Annotated in this window: 15 protein-coding genes; 12 read left to right on the forward strand and 3 right to left on the reverse strand. The window is 57.1% G+C overall.

Features of this window, described 5'->3' with window-relative positions:
- Nucleotides 1-160 precede the first annotated feature (160 nt).
- Complete coding sequence (gene glgP / locus K1558_RS15820; protein WP_238652578.1) at nt 161-1,801, reverse strand: alpha-glucan family phosphorylase; 1,641 nt, start codon at nt 1,799-1,801, stop codon at nt 161-163.
- Between the two features lie 315 nt (nt 1,802-2,116).
- Between glgP and rbsK the strand changes: the two genes are divergently transcribed.
- The 6 genes from rbsK (at nt 2,117) to K1558_RS15850 (ending at nt 7,390) form a co-directional block, all read left to right on the forward strand.
- Nucleotides 2,117-3,049: a ribokinase gene (gene rbsK, locus K1558_RS15825; RefSeq protein ID WP_238652796.1), complete on the forward strand. Its 933-nt coding sequence runs from the start codon at nt 2,117-2,119 to the stop codon at nt 3,047-3,049.
- Nucleotides 3,050-3,085: 36 nt separating this feature from the next.
- Nucleotides 3,086-3,850, forward strand: a complete 765-nt coding sequence (aroD, locus tag K1558_RS15830) for a type I 3-dehydroquinate dehydratase (protein WP_238652579.1) — start codon at nt 3,086-3,088, stop codon at nt 3,848-3,850.
- Nucleotides 3,851-4,044: 194 nt separating this feature from the next.
- Nucleotides 4,045-4,737 carry a response regulator transcription factor gene (locus K1558_RS15835; protein WP_238652580.1) on the forward strand — a complete coding sequence of 231 codons (693 nt, stop codon included), beginning with the start codon at nt 4,045-4,047 and terminating at the stop codon, nt 4,735-4,737.
- Complete coding sequence (locus K1558_RS15840) at nt 4,734-6,098, forward strand: sensor histidine kinase (RefSeq protein ID WP_238652581.1); 1,365 nt, start codon at nt 4,734-4,736, stop codon at nt 6,096-6,098. Before K1558_RS15835 ends, K1558_RS15840 begins: the two co-directional genes overlap by 4 nt.
- The gene (locus K1558_RS15845) at nt 6,095-6,715 is read left to right on the forward strand and encodes a PepSY domain-containing protein (protein WP_238652582.1); all 621 of its coding nucleotides are present in this window, start codon (nt 6,095-6,097) and stop codon (nt 6,713-6,715) included. The genes K1558_RS15840 and K1558_RS15845 overlap by 4 nt, the downstream gene beginning before the upstream one ends.
- 108 nt (nt 6,716-6,823) lie before the next feature.
- Nucleotides 6,824-7,390, forward strand: coding sequence for a PepSY domain-containing protein (locus K1558_RS15850; RefSeq protein WP_238652583.1), 567 nt, complete (start codon nt 6,824-6,826; stop codon nt 7,388-7,390).
- Between the two features lie 60 nt (nt 7,391-7,450).
- On the opposite strand, the gene K1558_RS15855 is transcribed toward K1558_RS15850, so the two are convergent.
- The gene (locus K1558_RS15855) at nt 7,451-8,215 is read right to left on the reverse strand and encodes a MerR family transcriptional regulator (protein WP_238652584.1); all 765 of its coding nucleotides are present in this window, start codon (nt 8,213-8,215) and stop codon (nt 7,451-7,453) included.
- 263 nt (nt 8,216-8,478) lie between these two features.
- Nucleotides 8,479-9,231, reverse strand: a complete 753-nt coding sequence (locus tag K1558_RS15860) for a 3'-5' exonuclease (RefSeq protein ID WP_238652585.1) — start codon at nt 9,229-9,231, stop codon at nt 8,479-8,481.
- 213 nt (nt 9,232-9,444) lie between these two features.
- Between K1558_RS15860 and K1558_RS15865 the strand changes: the two genes are divergently transcribed.
- The 6 genes from K1558_RS15865 to K1558_RS15890 all read left to right on the forward strand — a co-directional run bounded on the left by K1558_RS15865 (nt 9,445) and on the right by K1558_RS15890 (nt 21,327).
- On the forward strand, nt 9,445-9,864 hold the full coding sequence (locus K1558_RS15865; protein WP_238652586.1) for a hypothetical protein: 420 nt from the start codon (nt 9,445-9,447) through the stop codon (nt 9,862-9,864).
- A gap of 13 nt (nt 9,865-9,877) precedes the next feature.
- On the forward strand, nt 9,878-14,863 hold the full coding sequence (locus K1558_RS15870; RefSeq protein WP_238652587.1) for a DUF4132 domain-containing protein: 4,986 nt from the start codon (nt 9,878-9,880) through the stop codon (nt 14,861-14,863).
- Nucleotides 14,864-15,307: 444 nt separating this feature from the next.
- A complete protein-coding gene (locus K1558_RS15875; RefSeq protein WP_238652588.1) occupies nt 15,308-17,428 on the forward strand; it encodes a LuxR C-terminal-related transcriptional regulator in 2,121 nt (706 codons plus the stop codon).
- A 179-nt stretch (nt 17,429-17,607) separates the two neighbouring features.
- Nucleotides 17,608-19,179, forward strand: a complete 1,572-nt coding sequence (locus K1558_RS15880; RefSeq protein WP_238652589.1) for a methyl-accepting chemotaxis protein — start codon at nt 17,608-17,610, stop codon at nt 19,177-19,179.
- A gap of 12 nt (nt 19,180-19,191) precedes the next feature.
- Nucleotides 19,192-19,617 (forward strand): chemotaxis protein CheW, encoded by a 426-nt coding sequence (locus K1558_RS15885; protein ID WP_238652590.1) that lies wholly within the window; start codon nt 19,192-19,194, stop codon nt 19,615-19,617.
- A 45-nt stretch (nt 19,618-19,662) separates the two neighbouring features.
- Entirely contained in the window at nt 19,663-21,327 is a 1,665-nt protein-coding gene (locus tag K1558_RS15890; RefSeq protein WP_238652591.1) for a chemotaxis protein CheA, read from the forward strand.
- Nucleotides 21,328-21,351: the final 24 nt, after the last annotated feature.

Here is a 21,351-nt window from a genome sequence, read left to right on the forward strand (position 1 = left end):
GCGCACGTACGGATCTGTGAGGGGTAGGGGCACAATCCACGATGGAGAGGCCCCGCCTACTCGACCAGTTACTATCTTTCCGGCGCCTGCCGCATCCGAATGATTGCTGCGGGAACAGCCCTAATCCCCGGGTCAAGTGACTGGGATTAGGGCTGCTGCTCTAGCTCCGGATATACATCCGGTTATAATATTCGTCGAGCATACGTCTGGTGGCGAATTCGGTGCGGGTGGTCTCGATGCTGCGGTGCATCATCTGTATCCACTTGGCCCGGTCGTCATAGAAGACGGGGAGGACACGATTCAGAAGCGTATCGTATAGCGCGTCACTATCGTGCTGGTCAAGCACCGCAAAGTCGGTCGTCTCAAAGCCGCCGCCAATCTGCCAGCCGTTCTCACCGTCAATGCACGCCTCCGGCCACCAGCCGTCCAGGATGGAGCAGTTCAGCACGCCGTTCATGGCGGCCTTCATCCCGGAGGTTCCGCTTGCCTCCAGCGGCCGGCGCGGGTTATTCAGCCAGATATCGGAGCCGCGGGTCAGCTGTGCGCCGATGGTCATATCGTAGTTCTCCAGGAAGACTACGCTCTTCGGGTATTTTCTCATCATGGCGACAAGGTTGCTGACAATCCGCTTGCCGTTGTCGTCCAGAGGATGGGCTTTACCGGAGAAAACAATCTGTATCTTGCCGCTCTCCAAGTAAGGCTCAATAATATCCGGCCGGGAGAAGATCAGGTCGCTGCGCTTGTAGGGAGCTGCCCGGCGCGAGAAGCCGATCAGCAGATGGTCTGCATTCAGGGCGATGCCGGAGCGCTCTTCGATGAAGCTGATCAGCTCCTGCTTGATCTCCTTGTGCACGGCCCACAGATCGCCGCCTTCCTCGAAGGCTCGGGTCATCCGCTCATCTACCCAGGTAGGGGTATGAATCGCATTGGTGATGCCGATGATAGCTGATCTGCCGGCGACTTCCTTCCACATTTTGTTTGCGGTATCGGCATGAAGCTGGGCGACCGCGTTCGAGATCCGCGACAGCCGCAGGCCCGCGACAGTCATATTGAACGGCTCTCCGCCGATCCGCTCCATCTGCGCCCGCGTTAAGCCATTGAAAGCGCCCATGTATTCCAGCCGGTCCAGCGGATGAGTCTCATTACCTTCCTTGATCGGGGTATGGGTAGTGAACACAACCTCTTCCCGTGTAGCTCTCCAGGCTTCTTCAAAGGTACTGCCGCCGGACATTTTCTCGCGGATCAGCTGGGTAGCGGCCAGGGCCGCATGTCCTTCGTTGAAATGATAGACATCGATGGGAATACCCAGGGCGCGCATGGCTTTGACGCCGCCGATTCCCAGCACGATCTCCTGGGCGATGCGCTCCTCCCCGAACCAGCCATAGAGCTGCCCTGTGATCCAGGCATCGCTGTTCTCCGGGATATCGGTGTCCAGCAGATACAGGGGGTTATTGCCGAAATGGTCTGTTTTCCACACTTTGCAGAGGACATCAACTTTTCTGATTTTGACTGTAACGGTGACGCCTGTATCCTCCAGAAAATCATACACATAGTTGTGGTAGGAGTCGTAGGGGTTGCCGTCCGCATCAATCTTCTGGTCCGTGTAGCCCTGCTTCCACTTGAGCCCGATGGGGATAATCGGGGCCCCGATGTCCCGCGCACCCTTGATATAATCTCCGGCCAGGATGCCCAGGCCCCCGGCGTACATTTTGAAGTCGGAATGCAGTCCGTACTCCATGCTGAAATAAGCTACTGACGGTAAGGGGGTCCTGAAGGGATTCTTGAAGGGTTTCTCGCTCACTTGATAAGCCTCCTAAATACGAATGGGATAGTAAACAGGAAATGCTGCAGGCTGTATCTAAGATGCAAACGTTTGCTCAAATGGGAAGAACAAGCTCTGGAAGCGATTGCACCATCATTCTAGCACACTTATGTTCAAGAAGCATAGCGAAGTTTCAGTGACGGCTCGCAGTCCGCAGATTGAAATAATAAAAATTTGATTAACCCGGCAGAAGCACATAAGATAAGGGGAGAATAAATGTGTAGCTGAAGCTGCGTTACCGTGCAGATTAGGGAATCAGCAGCGGTGGATCAACCCAAAAATAAACAACTGGTGGTGCATAGCTTGAGTATCGTTGTCATTGGCAGTCTTAATATGGATATGGTCGTGCGGGCGGACCGGGCGCCTGAAGCAGGAGAGACGCTGCTGGGCCAGGGCTTTGCTCTGTCTCCGGGGGGCAAAGGAGCGAATCAGGCTGTCGCCGCGGCCCGGCTCGGGGCAGAGGTTACGATGATCGGCAGAGTGGGGAAGGATGCGTTCGGCAGCGGAATGCTGGAGATTATGGAGCAGGAGCAGGTACACACCGCGTACATCTCACAGAGTGATTCTGAGGCCACCGGGGTAGCTTCGATTGTGGTGGACGGAAACGGAGAGAACCGGATTATCGTGGTGCCGGGAGCCAATGTGGAGATGACGCCGGAGGATATTGAAGCGCTGGAGACGGTAATCAGTGAGGCGCGGATCGTGGTGATGCAGCTGGAGACAGATCTGGCAATGTGCGAGGCGGCCGCAGGGATTGCAGCCCGGCACGGAATTCCGGTCATTCTCAATCCGGCACCGGCCCAGCCGCTCAGGGATGAGCTGCTGAAGCATGTCAGCTATCTGACGCCTAATGAGACAGAGGCGGGCATACTGGCCGGAATCTCTGTGGAGAGTCTGGAGGATGCAGAGCGGGCGGCAGGAATCATGCTGCAAAAAGGGGTTCAGCACGTGATCGTAACCTTGGGCTCGCAAGGGGCGCTGATTGTGGACACAGCGGGCAGCCGCCATGTTCCGGGGTTCCCGGTACAGGCGGTTGATACGGTAGCCGCCGGAGATTCCTTCAACGGGGCGCTGGCCTGGCAGCTGACCTGCGGCAAGACTCTGGAGGAAGCGGTCCGCTTCGCGAATGCCGTCGGCGCACTGGCGGTGGGCAAGACGGGGGCCATCTCCTCGCTGCCCAAGCTGGAAGAGGTAGAGCAGTTCCTGCAGAACGCCATAGATGCGTAGAGGACAAGCAGGACAGATACATAAGGAGCTGAAGCTATGAGCGGTACAGTAACGGTCAAGAATATCACCCTCGGGGAGGGAATGCCCAAAATCTGCGTTCCGCTGGTCGGGACAACGCTGGCCGAGCTGCGCGGGGAAGCCGAAGCGTTGAAGGCGCTGGAACCGGATGTGGTGGAGTGGCGCTGCGATTACTTCGCGGAGGTGGATAACCTTACAGCTGTTCAAGAGGCGCTTGAAGTGATTCACGGCGCGCTGCCGGAGCCTCCGCTGATCTTCACCTTCCGCAGCGCCAAGGAAGGCGGGGAGAGAGAAATCTCCACGGAAGATTACATCCGGCTCAACGAGGCGGCTGCTGCGAGCGGGCTGGTGGATATCATCGATGTGGAGCTGTTCAATGAGGAGGCGGATGTCCGCAGGCTGGTAGCAGCAGCGCATGGACAGGCGGTGTTCGTCATTCTCTCGAATCACGATTTCCATGGAACGCCGTCCGCCGAGGAGATCGTCTCCCGGCTGCGCCGGGCCCAGGAGCTGGGCGGCGATCTGCCGAAGATTGCCGTCATGCCGCAGCATGCGGGAGATGTGCTGACGCTGCTGGCGGCCACGCACCAGATGAGGGAGCAGTATGCCGACCGGCCGATCATTACGATGTCGATGAACGGAGAGGGTGTAATCAGCCGTCTGGCCGGAGAAATCTTCGGCTCGGCGCTGACTTTCGGTGCGGCGCACAAGCCTTCGGCTCCCGGGCAGGTGGCGGTGGCGGAGCTGCGCCGGGTGCTTACGCTGCTGCACCGCAGCCTGTAGCTGCCGGATAGCATAGCGGCAGAAGAATAAAGAGTATAGCAGGGTGCTTCTGCCGTTAAGGGTGGAAGCACTCTTTTTTTATGCAGAAGAGAGCGGGCGGTTTGAAACGATACCCCCACATGTCCTACAATGGAGGCAATTACGGGAAGAGAAAGAGTGGACTTATAGATGCAAGCTGAAAGGGCGGAGCGCCAGTGACAGAATCGATTCTGGTGATAGAGGATGAGGTACGGATTGCCCGGCTGCTGCAGATTGAGCTGGAATGTGAAGGTTACCGGGTGTCTATTGCCGGCAGCGGGCAGCAGGGGCTGGAGAGGTATCAGGAGGAGCAGCCGGATCTGCTGCTGCTGGATGTGATGCTGCCCGGCTTCAGCGGGATAGAGCTGCTGCGGCGGATCCGGGCGGTGGATGCAGAGACACCCGTGCTGCTGCTTACCGCCAAAAGCTCGGTGGAAGACAAGGTCTCCGGCCTTGATCTGGGGGCCAACGATTATATCACCAAGCCGTTCCAGATCGAAGAGCTGCTGGCCCGTGTCCGCGCCGCGCTGCGGCTGGCCTCGGGCCGGAAGACCCCGGAGGCCGGCTCCTGGCTGCGGGCAGACGATCTGGAGCTGAATGAAGCGACCCGTGAGGTGAAGCGGGCCGGGAGAAGCATCGAGCTGACGCCGCGTGAGTTCGATCTGCTGGTGTTCCTGCTGAAGAACAAGCGCCAGGTGCTGAACAGGGAACAGATCATGGCTGCGGTGTGGGGCTATGACTATTACGGGGACACGAATATTGTGGATGTCTATATCCGTTATGTGCGCAAGAAAATTACGCAAGGCAACCAGGAAGAATTGATTCATACCGTACGCGGCATTGGGTATGTGCTGAAGGATTCGCCATGAAGCTGCGCAGTAAAATCCACCTCTATTCCAGCGTGCTGTCGGCCGCACTGCTTATCGTCATGAATCTGTTCATCTACACCGTGTTCAGCCGGATGTCCTTGAACAGCCAGCTGGAGCAGGCGGCTGCCGGGGCAGCCAGAATCGCTGCCGATATGAGAAAGGCAGGAAGCGGGGCTACGGTAACCCAGCTGCTCCGCGCCTATGTGCCGGTGGAGGGGATGCTCCGGCTGCTTGCCCCGGACGGAAGCGGCCCGCCGCCGGTGACCTCAGCCTCCGGGCAGGAGATCAGCAGGCTGAAGCCGGTCTATCATTCAGCGAAGCAGGCGCAAATTATTAAGGCGGACGGACACTCTTACGCATTCGTCAGTATTCCCGTGATCTGGCTGGACGGAAATGTGCTGAATGTCCAGTCGACTACAAGCCTGGAGAGTACGATGAATACCCTTCGCGTCCTCCGGCTGGTGCTTGCCGGGGCTACGCTTGCGGCGTTGCTGCCGCTGCTGCTGTCCGCCCGGCTGCTGTCGGGGCTGATCATGCGGCCCATCGTCCAAATGACGTCCACCATGCGGGAGATCCGGCGCAGCGGCCAATTCCGCAGGCTAACGCTGAAGGAGAGCTCCAAGGATGAACTGGTGGAGATGGGGCGTACCTTCAACGGGATGATCGAGCTCCTGGAGAGCAATTATCAGAAGCAGGAGAAGTTCGTATCGGATGCTTCGCATGAGCTGCGCACTCCGCTGACGGTTATCGAGAGCTATGCCAGCCTGCTGAAGCGCAGAGGGCAGGACCACCCGGAGCTGTTCCAGGAATCGGTGGAGGCGATTCATGCCGAAGCCATCCGCATGAAGGAGATGACAGAACAACTGCTGCTGCTGGCTAAGCATCCTGAGCAGTGGGAGCTGGAGATGAAGCAGGTGGATCTGGTGGAGCTGGCCCATTCATCGGCTAAGGCTTTTGAGAAGGCATATGGGAGAGAGATCGTAGTTCAGGCTAAAGGTCTAATTAAAGGCTATAGCGATGAAGCCAAGCTCCGGCAGCTGCTGTTCATCTTCCTCGATAACGCCCGCAAATACAGCGACGGCGATATTATGGTCAGTCTGGAGACTGCCGGAGCAGAGCAGAGGATTGTGATTACCGACCACGGAATTGGTATCCCCCCGGAGGAGCTGCCGAAGGTATTCGACCGCTTCTACAGAGTGGATGAGGCCAGAACCCGGGAGAGCGGCGGGGCAGGTCTGGGCCTGTCGCTTGCGGCAGAGATCGCTGAAGCGATCGGAGCCAAGCTGTCTATGGACAGTGAGGTAGGCCGGGGCACCTCAGTGACGCTCCGGGTTGCGGCAGAGAGCAGGGGGCAGCTATGACCAAGGAACGGATAAGCAAAAAGTGGATGAACAGGAGCAGTCTGTACAAGGCGGGTTTGATTACAGCGGCTTGCCTGCTGCTGGTCTTGGCCGTCCTATGGTGGCTGGAGAGGAAAGAGCCGGGGCCGCTGTTAACGAGAGAGCAGGCTACACTGGCAGTAATGGACGAATACCCGGGAAAGCTTGAGAACCTCAGGCTGCAATCCGGGAATTACACCGGTGAACTACTGACGGCCCAGGGGCGGTATGAGCTGAAGCTGGACGGAGTCAGCGGCGAGATTATCTCCATCGTGCTGCTGAAGCGTACGGACGAACCGGTGGTCCAGCCGACAGCTGCCGCTTCTCCCGTGCCATCGGGCGGAGCTGCCGCAACCCCTTCACCAGCGCCCTCACCAACCGCTGTGGGGGTCGTCTCCGAGAAGGAGGCGGTCCGGCTCGCGCTCAAGGAAGTCCCGGGGGAAGTGGACGATGTGGATACAGAGATCGATGACTCGGGCGCTTTTTATCTGGTGGAGATTCATACTCCGGACGGGCGGGAAGCCGTAGTCCAGGTGAATGCGGTCTCGGGCAGCATTATGTCGGTAACCTGGGAAGAGCCGGAGGAGGACGATTCTTAGAGAAAATTTATTTTCTCAGCAAATTCTAATGTTCCTCCCGCTGTTCTCTCATGTTGGCACGTTATATTAATGGCATGAGCAGCACAGATTGCACAAGGAGGCGGCATGATGAAGAAGAAAATATGGAGCAGTATAGCAGCGGCAGCCTTGATTCTCGGAGGCGCTTATGGCATTGGTGAGGTGCAGGGCGGGAGTACGGCAGAGGCGGCCCCAACCGTGAAGAGTCAGGGCAAAGCGCTAATCGGTGTAGCTAAGGCCGAAGCCGTTGCCTTGAAGGCAGCGCCTGGGCAAGTGGAGAGCATTGAACTGGAGAAGAAGGCCGGCAGCACGTATTACGACATTGAAATTCAGCAGACCCGGCAGGAGATGGATGTGCGGGTAGATGCTTATACGGGTAAGGTTATCAGTGTGCGTGAAGATAAAGATGATGATGACGACCGCTATGCGGAGGCTGCGGCCCCGGGCGGGAAGCTGATTACCGCAGGCAGAGCTGCTGAGGCGGCACAGGCTGCCGTGAAGGGAACCGTCACTGATGTGGATCTGGACCGGGACCGGGGGACAGCCGTATATGAGGTTGAGATCCGAAACGGGAAGAACAAGACTGAAGTAGGCGTCGACGCGTATACTGCCAAGATTATATACACCGATGTGGATTCCGACGACGATGACGATTGACAGGTAAAAAAGAGGCAGCCGGATTGTATACGGCTGCCTCTTTTTTGGAACATGTTAAGTCTACTTCTTCGCTCCCGTATACACATGTACAGCATCCCGCAGGAACGCAGCCATGCCGGGGCGGCGCTGGTCGTAATAAGCGGTGAAGCGCTCATCATCCACATACATCTGGGCGGCGCCGGCATGGGCTTCCTTGGTGTACGTATCCCAATAGAAGCTGAGCCACTGGCGGTGCAGATCGGCGGCCTTCTGTGCCAGCTTGCTTGCTGAGTCACCGTCCTCCATCGCTTGCTCCAGTGACGCGAACATGTCAGCCTCTAACTGCTGAAGGGCAGTGTATTGCTCCTCCGTCATATGCTTCAGCTTGCGGTTCGACTTCTCTATGGCTTCCGCACCGTATTTCTCCCGGATCTCCTGCCCGTATTGCTCTTCGTTATCCTCGATCAGCTTCTGCTTGAAGCCTGCGAATTTCTCCTGATCACTCATTGGACTTCTCCCTTCTGTATGTGCAATAGTCTGCTCAACATTCGCGATGAGCTGGTCCAGCTGCGCTCTGCGCTGAAGCAGCTTGTCATGATGCTCGCGCAGGGCGCGGGCCCCGTCGAAGGAGGGCGAATGGACAATGTCTCTGATCGCCTCCAGGCTGAGGCCCAGCTCGCGGTAGAACAGAATCTGCTGCAGCAGGTCCACCTCGGCCTGGCCGTAGATCCGGTATCCCGAGGAATTGGTTCTGGCCGGCTTCAGAAGGCCGAATTCATCGTAATACCGCAGGGTCCGTGCACTGATCCCCGCGAGCCTTCCCAGCTTCTGCACCGTATAATCCATGGTCCTGTCTGCCTCCTTGTCTGCTCTGGAAACTCCGGCAGAGGCTGGTCTTCACAGCCTTCCCGCCGGGTAAGCGGCCGCTTACACAACTAACTGTACACTTTGACGTAACGGAAAGGTCAACACTTATTTGGTAGAATATCCAGACAGCGGGCCGGCTAAGCGGGAGGAGCTGAAAAAGCCGGAATAGCCGGAATAGCAAACAGCGGCAACCGCTCCAGGCTGTGCCCGGGGAGATTGCCGCTGTTGTTCGCGCGTATGGGTTATTTCTTGCCAACCTGGGCGGCGAAATACGCCTTAAGCTCCGCCAGCTTCCGGGGGTCCGCCAGGGCATCCTCCTTAGGGAAGTAATGCTCGGCGACCAGCTCCCAGGTGGGAACGATCTTCTGGGCGTTCATCGCTTTGATGGCGATTTTGACCGTCTTGCGCTCCCGCGCATTGGAGAAGGTGTCGACATAATGCTGGGAGCGTTCAAAGTCCAGCTCGCTGAAGACCGCGCGGAAGATTTCCGCCGTCATCTTCGCATCATCCAGCGCGCGGTGCGCGGAGCCGGAAGGCTCAAGGTTCAGCAGGGCCATGGCCCCTTCCACGCTGATGTCATTGGTGAGGCCGCGGGCACGCAGCAAGCCTTTGAGCAGGTCGAAGTAGGTCGCTTCCATCCAGTAGGCATCATCCATCTTATGCATCCGCACATCCTGGATGATCCGCTTCATATCCTCGCCGCCCCAGGTGAGGAACAGCACGCCGTCTGTACTCTGATCCAGCCACGCCCGGAAGGCGGTAATCACCTTCGGGAAGCGGCTGGCGACGTCGATATCCTCCTGGGGAATGCCGGTTTTTTTCTTAATAAATGAATTCAGGGTGGAGAAGTATATGGGCTTGATCAAGGCTGAGAATTCATCCTTCATCTGCAAGGCAGCGTCTAGCCGGACTGCTCCGATCTCAATGACCTCCATGGGATGCTCGCTGGCAAATTTGCGGCCGTTGAATTCGATGTCCAGAATAATATAATCCACAGGTAATGCCTCCGTTTCAGTGACTGGCGCCAAAACTACACGGAAATGCGCCGACCCTTCTATTTTAGCAAAAAAAGAGCTGTACAGATACCGGATGCCAGGCATCCGCACAAATTTGAATTTTCCGCCGGGGACCCGGGTTGAATATGACAGAATCGGGTAATGAACTAGATAGTCTGTCAACAGGGCTGTTCTTGAGAAGGAGGGAAGGCCATGAAGCTGTATGTAACCGTCAAAAGCTTAGGCAAACGCAAGGCGGTGCTGGAGCGGAAGGAGCTGCTGCTGGCGGCGCGACCGCAGACGCTTCGCGCGCTGATCTCGGAGATGGTGGCCGGGCAGGTGCAGGCGATGCGGGAGCGCCAGGAGCAGGGGGAGCTGATCCCCTACCTGACCGCAACTGAGATTGCGGAGCAGGGCGATAACGGCAAGGTCGGGTTCGGCGCGGTCTATGGCGAAGCGAAGCCGAAGGTGGAGCAGGCTACGGCTGCGGCACTGCTTGCTTACGAAGACGGGCTGTATAAGGTGTTCGTGCAGGAGCAGGAATGCACCGCGCTGGATGAACCGCTGGAGATCGAAGAGGGCAACGAGCTGACACTGATCCGGTTCACGATGCTGGCCGGAAGATTATGGTGAGGGAGATGACAGGATGAAGTTCGGAAATGAACAATGGGAGACGGAGTGGTACGAAGAGATCCAGAAGAAGGCCGGGGAGCTGAAGGGTGAAGGCGCAGAGCTTGCAGTTCTGCTGGCCGAGTTCAGCAAGAACCGTTACCTCCATGAAGGGGAAGACTCGCTGGACCGCTTCATTGCTATACTGGAAGCGCGTGCAGAGGCTGCCCGGAGTGATTTTTCCGGTTACTGGGAGCCCGTGTTCCAAGTCATGCAGCAGCTCTACAGCGCTCATACCGTTGAGCTTGCCCGTTACATAGTTAACCATGCCGTGGAGTATCCCTATTCTATAGGGTATATGCGCCGGCCGTTCCGTACCCGGGAGGTTCAGCCGCACCGGCTGCAGATTCTCCGCAAAATCAATGCCCTGATCTATATGGAGATGGTTGAATTCTCGCTGCCGGATTATTTCAAGGGCAATCTGGATAAGGATTACAGTACCTCCTACCGTGTGGATGTTGCCGTCCCGGATGTAGTCGCCTATGAGCTGGACCGTGGCGGCAGCGGGATGGAGGAGCTGCTGAAGGAAGCGGTGTACGGAGACAACCAGGCGGCGCAGCTTAGTCACAGTATGCTGAAGGGTGTATTCCTCAGCCACAATCAGGCGGCTGTCCAGATGGCAGGCGAGCTGCTGGTGGCTGCACGTCTGCAGGAGGGGCTGCGGCAGTCGATTGTCGAGCGGATGGATGAGGGGACGATAGCGAACAACCTCTATATGCTGAAGGTGATTCTCGACAACGATCTCGTGCGCTACAGCTCGGTGGTGCGTGCCCTGGGCGTATGGACAGGCATGGGCCTGGAAGCGCAGAACCAGCGGGTGGCGAAGCAGCTGGTGGAGGGAGCCTATCAGGTGCTGACGGATGAAGCGCTGCGTGAGGAATGGCTGACCAGTGAGAATGCCAACCATGTCTATCTGGGTTTGTGGGGGGCGGCTGTGTATGAAGAGAACGAGCTGATCGGCAAGGTTGACGTTCTCATGGAGCAGGGACAGCTGTATCAGAAGATTGTGGCCCAGTATGTGCTCTCGAACAGCCAGAACCAGGAGGTTCGCCTGCGCAGCGCCCGGCAGCATCTGAACGGGCAGGAGCCGGAGCTGCTGTACTGGATTCTGATGAACTACAACTACGATTATGACCGGATATGGAGAGGGCCGAAGGATAACGGTCCAAGGATCGAGGTCAGAACCACCCCCCAGCTTGCGGATAAAAGCGAGCGGCGGCGCGACTTCAGCCTGCTGATGGACATCTTCCTGAATCCGGTCTGCCGGGAGCAGACCGGCCCGTCCAAGGTACTGGATTTCGTGCAGGTTAACTATACCCGTGATCTGCCGGTACAGAAGATGCTCTATCTGATCTCCTATGACATGGACCCGGCCTGGGTGAACGAGCTGCTTGCCCATAAGGACAAGCTCAGCCCGGATATGCGCGGGGAGCTGCTGAACTACTTCGTGCAGGATGCAGGGGATGCCGTGCAGCGTGAATTCATCTTCGCCAGTCTCTCCGACAAAAGCATGAAGAACCGCGAGCTGGCGCTGAAGCTGGCACAGGAGCTGACGCTGGCAGAGGATGAGCTGCTGATGGCGGAAGGGCTGCTGAAGCTTAAGACCGGCACGCTGCGCCAGAGCGTCACCCTGATGCTGCTGAATCAGCCGGAGGTAGCGCTGGAGGCCTCCATCCGCAGGCTGGTACAAGGCAAGAATGCCCTGCAGCGGCAGGCAGGGCTTGAGATGATGACCGTGCTGTTCGAGGATGAAGAACGGCAGGGCTTGTTCGAAGCGGTACGTCCGCTGGCGGAGGAGCTGGTGAAGCCTTCAGACCAGGAGCGTGAGCTGATTGCCAGGCTGAGCCAGAAGAATGAGTATACCAGGGCGAACGGCTTGGGCTTGTTCAATCCGAAGCAGACGGAGGAGTGGCTGGCTCAGCCGCCGGCAGCGGACGGATTCGCGTGGGATCAGGTGTTCAAGCTCTCTTTGGAGCAGATCAAGAAGTTCCTTAAGGATCTGGACAACACGATTCATAAGCACCGCGATGTGGAATATGAGGTTGAATACTACAGCGGGTACAAGGATACGCTGCTGATTGGGACGACTCTCAGACCGTTGCAGGGGTATTTTGTGAACGATGAGGAAGGCAGCCTTTCGGTTCTGGAGCAGTACCCGTTGCCGCAGGTGTGGGCAGAGTTCTGGGACAAAAGCGGCTGGAGCGCCCGGGACCTGATGGAGCTGAACTTCTATATCAGCCTGGATGAGCTGGATGAGACGCTGGATAACTACGACGGCTACGATACGATGGGCATTGATGATGATAAACTCAGCAAGGAGAAGCTGCTGTCCGGCTGGCGGAAGGAGTTCGCAGCTAAGGTGTACCCGCTGGAGCAGACTCTGGCTGTGATGAAGCTGGTGGACAAGCTGAAGTACAGATGGCAGGTCGAGTCGCTGCTGGATGCGTTCCGCGCGGACCATAAGAGCCCGGAGAGCTTCCGGCTGGTCAATGGTGCGGTGAACACCCTGGTGGCTGCTTTCCCGGAGGAGAAGCTGGCGGCGGACTGGCCCTTCCTCTCGGTTCTGGCTGATCCGTGGATCGACATGGTCCAGAAGCTGTGGAAGGGACCGGAGGAGTTCAAGGAGATGTTCCATACCTGCTACCGGTTCGAGGGGATCAGCGGCGGCGAAGAGCGGGACAGCATCATCGGGCTGAAGCACTATGTTGAGGCCTTCACCAGTGGGATCATCCGCGAAGAGACGCTGCTTAGGGAGCTGCTGCTGAGCAGCGATGCCCGCAATCATATGCGGTGGATCAGCTCACGCATGTATGATTGGATTGAAGGCAGTCCGCAGATGGTTGAGCTTCGCACCCGGATCATCGACCGTCTGCTGGCGGTTGAGCTGGGGCGCGGCGACCTGCCGACCGAGGTGACCGGTATGACGATGGGGCTGCAGCGGATCGAGGGGCTGGAGTACTGTATCCGCATCCTGTCCGGGCTGAACAAGGACACCTTCGTGCGCGGGTACGTGTATGGCTATGGCGACAATATTACGAAGAAGGAATCCTTCAGCCATCTGCTTAAGGTATGTTATCCGCGCGAGGGCGACAATGCGGAACGGCTGAAGACCCTGCTGCAGGAGTACAAGCTGTCTGATCAAAAACTGCTGGAAGCCGCCATGTATGCCCCGCAGTGGATCGAGATTATTGCCGAGCACCTGGGCTGGGAAGGGCTGCGCAGCGGGGCCTGGTACTTCCATGCCCACATCAACGAGAGCTTCTCGGCCGAGAAGGAGACGGTGGTGGCGCATTATTCGCCGATCACCCCGCAGGAGTTCAACGACGGCGCCTTCGATGTGAACTGGTTCCAGTCGGCGTATGAGGCGCTTGGCCAGGAACGCTTCGAGCTGCTCTATGACTGTGCCAAGTATATCTCCGCCGGTGCGAACCACCGCCGCTCCCAGCTGTTCGCCGATGCTACGCTCGGCAAGCTGAACCTGGAGGAGATGAAGGAGTCTGTTGAGCAAAAGCGCAATAAAGAGCATCTGCTCAGCTACAGCCTGATTCCGCTGAAGACAGACCGCGAGAAGGATATCCGCGAGCGGTATGAGTTCATCCAGCGCTTCCTGGCGGAGAGCAAGCAGTTCGGCGCACAGCGCCGTGCCAGCGAAGGCGCTGTGGCGCAGATCGCGCTCGGCAACCTGGCGCGCAATGCGGGTTATGCCGATGTCACCCGCCTAATCTGGGATATGGAGGCGCGTAAGCTGGATGACTATGCCGCGTACTTCGAGCCGTATGCGCTGGATGACGAGACTTATGTCTCGCTCAGCATCGATGAGGAAGGGCAAAGCGATGTTGTAGTGACCAGCAAGGGCAAGGTGCTGAAGTCAGTACCGGCGCGCTTCAAGAAGCATGAGCGGATCGAAGCGCTGAAGGAGGCCAAGAGCGACCTGACCGGCCAGTTCCGCCGCGCCCGCGCCGAGCTGGAGCGGTCGATGGCATCCGGCGGCACCTTCACGCCGGGTGAGATTGCCGGGCTGAGCCGGAATCCGGTGCTGGCTCCGCTGATCAGCAAGCTGGTGCTGAAGAGCGGCGAGGCGCTGGGGTATTACGATGCCGATCAGGCTGCGCTGGTAAGCCCGTCGGGTGAACGGCACACTGTAGATGCTGAGGCGGTGCTGCAGATTGCCCATCCGCTGGACTTCTACCGCAGCGGACAATGGAGCCTGTACCAGAAGGATCTGTTCGACCGTCAGATCCGCCAGCCGTTCAAGCAGGTCTTCCGTGAGCTGTACCTGCCGAATGAGGATGAGCTGGCACAGGGCGTGCTGTCGCGCAGATATGCAGGCCATCAGGTGCAGCCGAGCAAGACGGTCGCCCTCCTGAAAGGGCGGCAGTGGACAGTCAGCTACGAGGAAGGGCTGCAGAAGGTGTTCTATGCCGAGAACCTGATCGTCCGGCTCTATGCCATGGCGGACTGGTTCTCACCGGCGGACACGGAAGCGCCGACACTGGAGACGGTGCAGTTCTTCGACCGGAAGACGTACAAGGGTGTGCCGCTGGATCAGGTGCCGCCGGTGCTGTTCTCGGAGGTCATGCGGGATGTGGATCTGGTGGTCAGCGTGGCCCATGTCGGCGGCGTCGATCCGGAGGCCAGCCTGACCACCGTCGAGATGCGCCGGGTCATCGTCAGCGAGTCGCTGCGGCTGCTGAAGATTGAGAACGTGCGGCTGGACGGCAATTATGCGCGGATTGACGGCACGCTCGGCGAGTATGCCGTGCATCTGGGCAGCGGCCAGGTGTACAAGCAGGCGACAGGCGCCTTGTACATTATTCCGGTGCATTCGCAGCACCGGGGCCGGCTGTTCCTGCCGTTCCTGGACGAGGACCCGCGCACAGCCGAGGTTCTCTCCAAGGTCGTGCTGCTGGCCGATGACACGAAGATCAAAGACCCGCAGATCCTCGCGCAGCTGAGCAGCTGAGCGGGCGGGAGAACAACGGATGGGGCACTCGCCCCGGTTGTTTATATGGGATGCCACAGGCACCGGTGCTGAATTTCAGCGCCGGTGCTTTTTGCCGCGGGGGGAGGGAAGGTGAAGCTGGAAGCTGACCCTCATAATTAGACGGGGGCGCGTGGACGAAATGTAATCGAAAAACCGATCACATTTTGCCGGCGAGGGGCGCGTGGACCGAATGTAATCGAAAAACCGATCACATTTTGCCGGCGAGGGGTGTGTGGACGAAATGTAATCGAAAAACCGATCACATTGGGCGGGCGGGTTGAGCAGATTATTTCATTTCGCATTCACGCATATTTCCGCTGCTATTCCCGGCCAATTATACTACGTTTGTAGAATGAAACACGGGAAAAGCAGGGAATGCGTCCTGCAATGGCGAATTTTGCAGAGGAAAGAGAGGTATGGGCAATGAAGAACAAGCTCCGCCAGAATCTGCAGTCCCTGCAGGATGCATACGCTTCATTATGCGGAATGACGATCATGATTACCGATCAAGCGGATAAGCGGATCACAGAGCCTTCCGGGTTAACCGAGATTGCTGCCCTCTTGTTCGGTATACAAAAAAGCTCCTCTGAAGATAAATTGGTGAGTTTACTAGAGAAGGTCAAGGATATATCGAAACCTATTGTACACGAAACCCGCTCCGGGCTAAAAGTGCTGATTACCTCCATCCGGCTCAGCAAGCGAAGGCCCTATTATATTCTTGCCGGCGTCTGGGTAGACGGCTGCACGAAAGAGCTGATTACCGGAAGGATTCATGAAACCACCGCGCCTGGAGAGTGGGCAGACTGGACGGAGGCTCTGGATCAGGTTCCGGTACTCGATCAGGATGACGTCGCCCGGATCATTCAGCAGCTGGATACACTGGCGGATACGGTGCAGGCACTGCTCGAACGGGAGCAGGCGGGCGATCATTCCGCTTATGACCTGCAGCTGATGAATCTGATCTATCTGCTGGACCCGGCAAGCCCCGATTGGCTGCAGGGAATCCTGGGAATCTTCACCCGTATTCTCGGCGCCGAATTTGCGGGCTATGCCAGCATTGCTGAGGGCGGAGACCAGTTTACGATTGCTGAGACAGCGGGGATACCGAAGGATCACTCCCTGAAAGGCTCTTCTTTTTTTTATGGTGAGGGGTTTCTGGGACAGGTGGGGCTCTCCAAGCAGATGGGGTATTGGAGGAATGCGGACCGCGATCTCAGAATTTCTTTTTTTGCAGCCCATGGCTTGAGGCCGAAGGTGATCATCTGTTATCCGATTAAGTACAGGAATAAGCTGTATGGGGTGTTATTTGCCGGAGACGCTCTCCGGCCGGAGCTGACGGAGGGGCAGGCGGATATGGGGATGCTGGTGGCCCATCAGCTGGCAGCTTCCCTGTATCATCTGGAGAGCGATGCGCTGTATGAACGCCAGAAGAAGAGGCATGAGGCCTACCAGGAGATTGTCCGCGCTCTGGTGGCAACCCCGGATAAGGAGGATTATCTGCAGCTGTTCATCGAGTGCTTTCAGCAGCAGATTGACAGCCCTTTCATGTGCCTGCTGCTGCATCTGCCGGACGAAGAAGGACCGGAGGTCTATTCCTCCACTACCTCTCCTGATGAGCTGTACACGCTCTACACCGAAGAGGCCAAGCGGGTCTATTTTGCAGACGGAATTCCGGGCTTCAATCTGCTGAACAAGCCGGTCCGGCGGGAATGGAGGGGGCGGCAGCTGGTGGAGCATCCCATGGTTTTTGAACAAAGGCTTCTGGGGGTGTTCACGATTCAGTTCAAGGATGAGCGGCAGCGGCAGGAGTATGAATTGTTCCTTCAGATGACCAACGTCCTGCTGGTGACCAAGCTGCTGGTGAAGCTGCCCCAGGAAGCACCCTCCAGTGCCGAGCTCATACAATTGCTGTACGATGTGTCGCTCACACGGGACCCGGGAGAATATAACCGGGCCGTAACGATTAAGAATCTGGCGCAGGGTCTGCTGGAGCGGATGAACCATTCCGCTGAAGAGATGGAATGGATCGGCCAAGCTGCGCTCCTGGCTTCCTATGAGGTGGAGCTGCTGGCAGGATATTTGGGCGAGATTCCGCCGGTGATGATTCTACGCCATATGGAGGAGTATCTGTCCGGTTCTCCCGGGAAAAAGGGTACAGGAGAAAGTTCCTGTCTCTATCTGGCGAAGGTGCTGCTCATGCTGACATGGTATACGGATAAGGGCAGGCGGGAATGGAAGGAAACACTTCCTATCCCCATCGCCGGGCCGCTTCTGCGGTCCTTCGAGCAGCTCATACAGCCCCCGCCCGCTGCCGCTCTGCAGGAGGGAATCGTCCGGTTCACTACCCGTGAGGAGGATATCCTGGAGGGTCTGCTGCTGGGCCTCAATAACAAGGAGATCGCAGAGAAGCTGTATATCAGTACACATACGGTCAAGAACCACATTACCAAAATCTACGAAAAACTTGGTGTACATAGCAGATCTCAGGCCATTTCTCAGGTGTATCAGACCACGAACAGAACAGATTCCCATCCAAAGCAATGATTACGCCGAATACAGGCGGTCATTGCTTTTTTTGTGCAAGCAGGAAAGAGGGCCTGTAGAAAACAGGAATATTTTGTCGAAAAATAGGAAGGGGTGGCGATAGGCGCACAGGTTACGGGCTACCCATAATAAAGAAAGATTTGAACGCCTGACAAATACATATGAGGGAGTGCTTCAGCTTGAAACTAAACATCCGTACCAAATTGTTGGGAGGCTTTCTGGTTATTGTAGCGTTGCTTATTTTTATCAGCGGGCTGTCCATTATGAAAATGGGAGCGATGAACAGTAATTCCTTACAGATGCGGGACTACAACTTCCCTGGCCTCGTCAATATTGCCGAGATCCGGACGGAGCTGTATAAGCTGCGCGGCGACTTGTTCAAGCTTATCCTGGAAACCGATGATTCGGTGAAAGAGGAGATTCAGGCGGTGATCAAAGCGGATCAGGACAAGATCGCTGACCGGATGAGGGTCTACGGAGAGCTCCCGCTGAATGCGGATCAACGGGCTGCACTTGAGATCATCAAGCAGAGCGTGGATAACTATAACCAATCCGTCCCTAAAGTGAATGAGCTGCTGGTTAAAGATCAGAATACGCAGGCCTACAGCGTCTTAATCGACGCTCTGCCTGATCTGCAGCGGGCCCAGGATACCGCCGACCAGGCCGTCACGAATGTTATTGCAGGAGCTGACGAGCGAATTGACTCCACAGTGGCAAGCTATACCACCGGAAGAGTTACGATTCTTATTGTCTCAATCCTGGCAGCTCTTGCAGCCGTGGGGCTGGCTATTATCATCTCGCAGGGAATCGTAGGTCCGGTATCGAAGCTGCTTGCCGCCATGGTCCGCATGGCCGGAGGTGACCTTAGAGAGGAGGTTGCCATCAAGAACCGGGATGAGTTCGGCAAGCTGGCAGCGGCAGCCAATGATATGATTGCCAGCCTGCGGAAGCTGATTGGCGGAACCGTTGAAGCTGCACAGAGCGTGGCGGCTTCTTCTGAGGAAATATCGGCAACCACGGAAGAGATCGCCAGCGGCAGCCAGTCCCAGGCTCAGGCTGCCCAGAATATCAATCAGCTGGTGCAGGATCTGACCCGCGGGATTGACGAGGTGGCGAGAAATGCCGAGCAGGCATCGGAGCTGTCCGTACGGACACGCCAGGGTGCTGAGGAGGGGAGCGCAGCGGTGAAGGAATCCGGTCTCGGGATGGGCGACCTGTCGGAGAAGATGGAGCTGCTGGAGCAGGATTCTCAGAAGATCGGCGAGATTATCGAGGTGATTGATGAGATTGCCGAGCAGACCAATCTGCTGGCCCTTAATGCAGCGATCGAGGCCGCGCGCGCCGGGGAGCAGGGGCGGGGCTTCGCCGTTGTGGCCGACGAGGTCCGTAAGCTTGCAGAGCGGAGCGGTGAAGCGACCAAGCAGATTGCCCAGATTATCCGGATCATGCAGAAGAATACGCTGCTGAGTGTTCAGGCTGTAGGCAATGTATCGGCCTTGTCTGAGCGGACAGAGCAGCTGATCGGCGGAATCGTTGCCCGTGTGAATGAAACGGCCCAGCAGATTACAGGCATCGCAGCGGCATGCGAGGAGCAGGCCGCCCAGACGAACGAGGTGCTGCTCTCGATCGAATCTATAGCCGCAGGCAGCCAGGAATCCGCAGCGGCTGCTGAGGAGACGGCTTCTTCTTCGCAGATGCTTGCTTCCCTGGCGGACGAGCTGAACAACTCAGTCGCGGTATTCCGGTTATAGAGGGGGCGGGTTATGCTGGATGCACGAACTGAACAGTATATCGTATTCCGTCTGGCTGAAGAGAAGCTGGCCATCGATATTCGTGAGATCAATGAGATTATTAAGCCGGAGCCGATTACACCGGTGCCTAACAGCAAGCCTTATATCCAGGGAGTCATGAATCTGCGCGGCAAAATTATACCGGTCATCAGTCTCAGCAGGAGGCTGGGAATGCCTGAATCGTTGCTTGAAGCCCGGTCACGAATCGTAGTGGTACACTATAACGATGAGGCTATAGGCCTGATTGTGGATGCCGTTGAACGGGTGGCCTCTTTGTCAGTGAAGCCTCCGCCCGAGTCCCGTAATCTCCGGGGAGCACAGGTTGTGAGCGGTATGGGCATGAGCCCGGAGGGATTGATCAGTATTCTGAATATCGGATGTCTGCTGGGTGAGGGCTGAGGGATGAGGGAGGGGGAATCAAGCGGCATGAAGGAGTTCCATAACTTGACATACTTGGGGGCGTTCCTGGATGAAATGGAGGAGCAGCTTCAATATTTGGATGAGGCCCTGCTGGTGCTGGAGAGCCAAGGCTATCAGAATCACACGATTCAGCGGATCTTCCGGGCGGCGCATACCTTAAAAGGCTCGTCGGCGGTCATGGGCTTCAAACAGCTGAACCGGCTGACTCATCAGATGGAGAGCGTGCTCGAGCTGCTCAGGGACAGACAGCTGGAGGTATCCGCCGGATTATTAACGATTCTCTTCGACTGTGTAGATTTCATTAAGCAGCTTCGTCAATCCATTCTGAACGGTGTGCTTGAGGAAGGGGACACTTCAGAGCTGCTGCGCCGGCTACAAGAGGTGCACCGGTCAGCAGCGTCTATACCCGCTCTTCCTGTCTCCGCAGAACAGGACATGCAGGAGCTGGGAACGGCGGCCGGCGGGAGCAGTGTCCAGGTTGCCCAGACAGTCCGGGTGGATGTAGAGCGCCTGGAGGGGCTCTTGAATCTGGTGGGTGAACTGATGATTGATAATACCCGGCTGCATAGTGTACGCACCCGGCTGAATGAGCAGTTCAAGGGCAACAGTGACATTCATCTGCTCAATGATATCACCGGGCATTTGAATATGGTCATCAGTGATCTGCAGGAGGGGATGATGAAGACCCGGATGCTGCCGATAGAGCATCTCTTCGGGCGTTTCCCCCGGATGATCCGCGATTTGGGGCAGCGGTCAGGCAAAGAAATTGATTTCATCATTGAAGGCAATGAGACTGAGCTGGACCGCAGTCTGATTGAAGAGATCAGCGACCCGCTGATCCATATTTTGCGCAACTCGGTGGACCATGGGCTGGAACTGCCGGAAGAGCGTGCAGCGCTGGGCAAGCCGCGTCAAGGGAAGGTTGTTCTCCGCGCCAGCCACCAGGGGAATATGATTGTAATCACCGTGTCCGATGACGGCAGAGGGATTGATACCGGCAAGGTTAAGGAAACAGCTGTGCGAAAAGGATTCGTGACCGCCGAAGAGGCCGGGCGCATGACGGACAAAGAGCGGGTCATGCTGATTTTCGGCTCAGGCATCTCAACCGCCGGTACAGTCACCGATCTATCCGGCCGGGGGGTGGGCATGGATATTGTCAAAGCCCATATCGAGAAATTAAATGGAGTCATTGATATTGAAACGGCTCCTTCCCGGGGAAGTGTGTTCACGATCAAGCTTCCGCTGACTCTTGCGATCATCCGGTCTCTGCTCGTGAAGCTGGGGTCCCGAACTTTTGCGGTTCCGCTTATCAATGTCATTGAGATTATCAGGATGGCGGCAGCGGATATAGTTACTATTCAGGGGCAGGAGGTCTATAACTACCGCGATCAGGTGCTACCGCTGCTCCGTCTGCATCCGCTGCTGGAGATTGAGGAGGGGGAGAGCGGCGGCCCCCTGTTCGCAGTTATTGTGGGTTATGCAGACAAGCGGGTGTGTCTGGTGGTTAATCAGACGATCGGCAATCAGGAGATTGTGATTAAATCGCTGGGCGGCTACATTGGCAACGTGCGCTATATTGCCGGTTCCACCATTCTGGGGGATGGCCAGGTGGCCCATATTCTGGATATAGGCTCGATTGTCCGGGAATCCGGCTCTGCCGGTGAGGCAATACCGGCCCCGGTTGGATGAGCTGCCGGTCGTCCCCTGCGGAAT

The organism is Paenibacillus piscarius (assembly GCF_022234545.1).
Classification (GTDB): Bacteria; Bacillota; Bacilli; order Paenibacillales; family Paenibacillaceae; genus Paenibacillus_AQ; species Paenibacillus_AQ piscarius.

Coding starts and splice junctions, on each gene's coding strand:
- aroD (WP_238652579.1), top strand. CDS start 3,086: ATGAGCGGTACAGTAACGGTCAAGAATATCACCCTCGGGGAGGGAATG.
- K1558_RS15840 (WP_238652581.1), top strand. CDS start 4,734: ATGAAGCTGCGCAGTAAAATCCACCTCTATTCCAGCGTGCTGTCGGCC.
- K1558_RS15845 (WP_238652582.1), top strand. CDS start 6,095: ATGACCAAGGAACGGATAAGCAAAAAGTGGATGAACAGGAGCAGTCTG.
- K1558_RS15850 (WP_238652583.1), top strand. CDS start 6,824: ATGAAGAAGAAAATATGGAGCAGTATAGCAGCGGCAGCCTTGATTCTC.
- K1558_RS15855 (WP_238652584.1), bottom strand. CDS start 8,215: ATGGATTATACGGTGCAGAAGCTGGGAAGGCTCGCGGGGATCAGTGCA.
- K1558_RS15865 (WP_238652586.1), top strand. CDS start 9,445: ATGAAGCTGTATGTAACCGTCAAAAGCTTAGGCAAACGCAAGGCGGTG.
- K1558_RS15870 (WP_238652587.1), top strand. CDS start 9,878: ATGAAGTTCGGAAATGAACAATGGGAGACGGAGTGGTACGAAGAGATC.
- K1558_RS15875 (WP_238652588.1), top strand. CDS start 15,308: ATGAAGAACAAGCTCCGCCAGAATCTGCAGTCCCTGCAGGATGCATAC.
- K1558_RS15885 (WP_238652590.1), top strand. CDS start 19,192: ATGCTGGATGCACGAACTGAACAGTATATCGTATTCCGTCTGGCTGAA.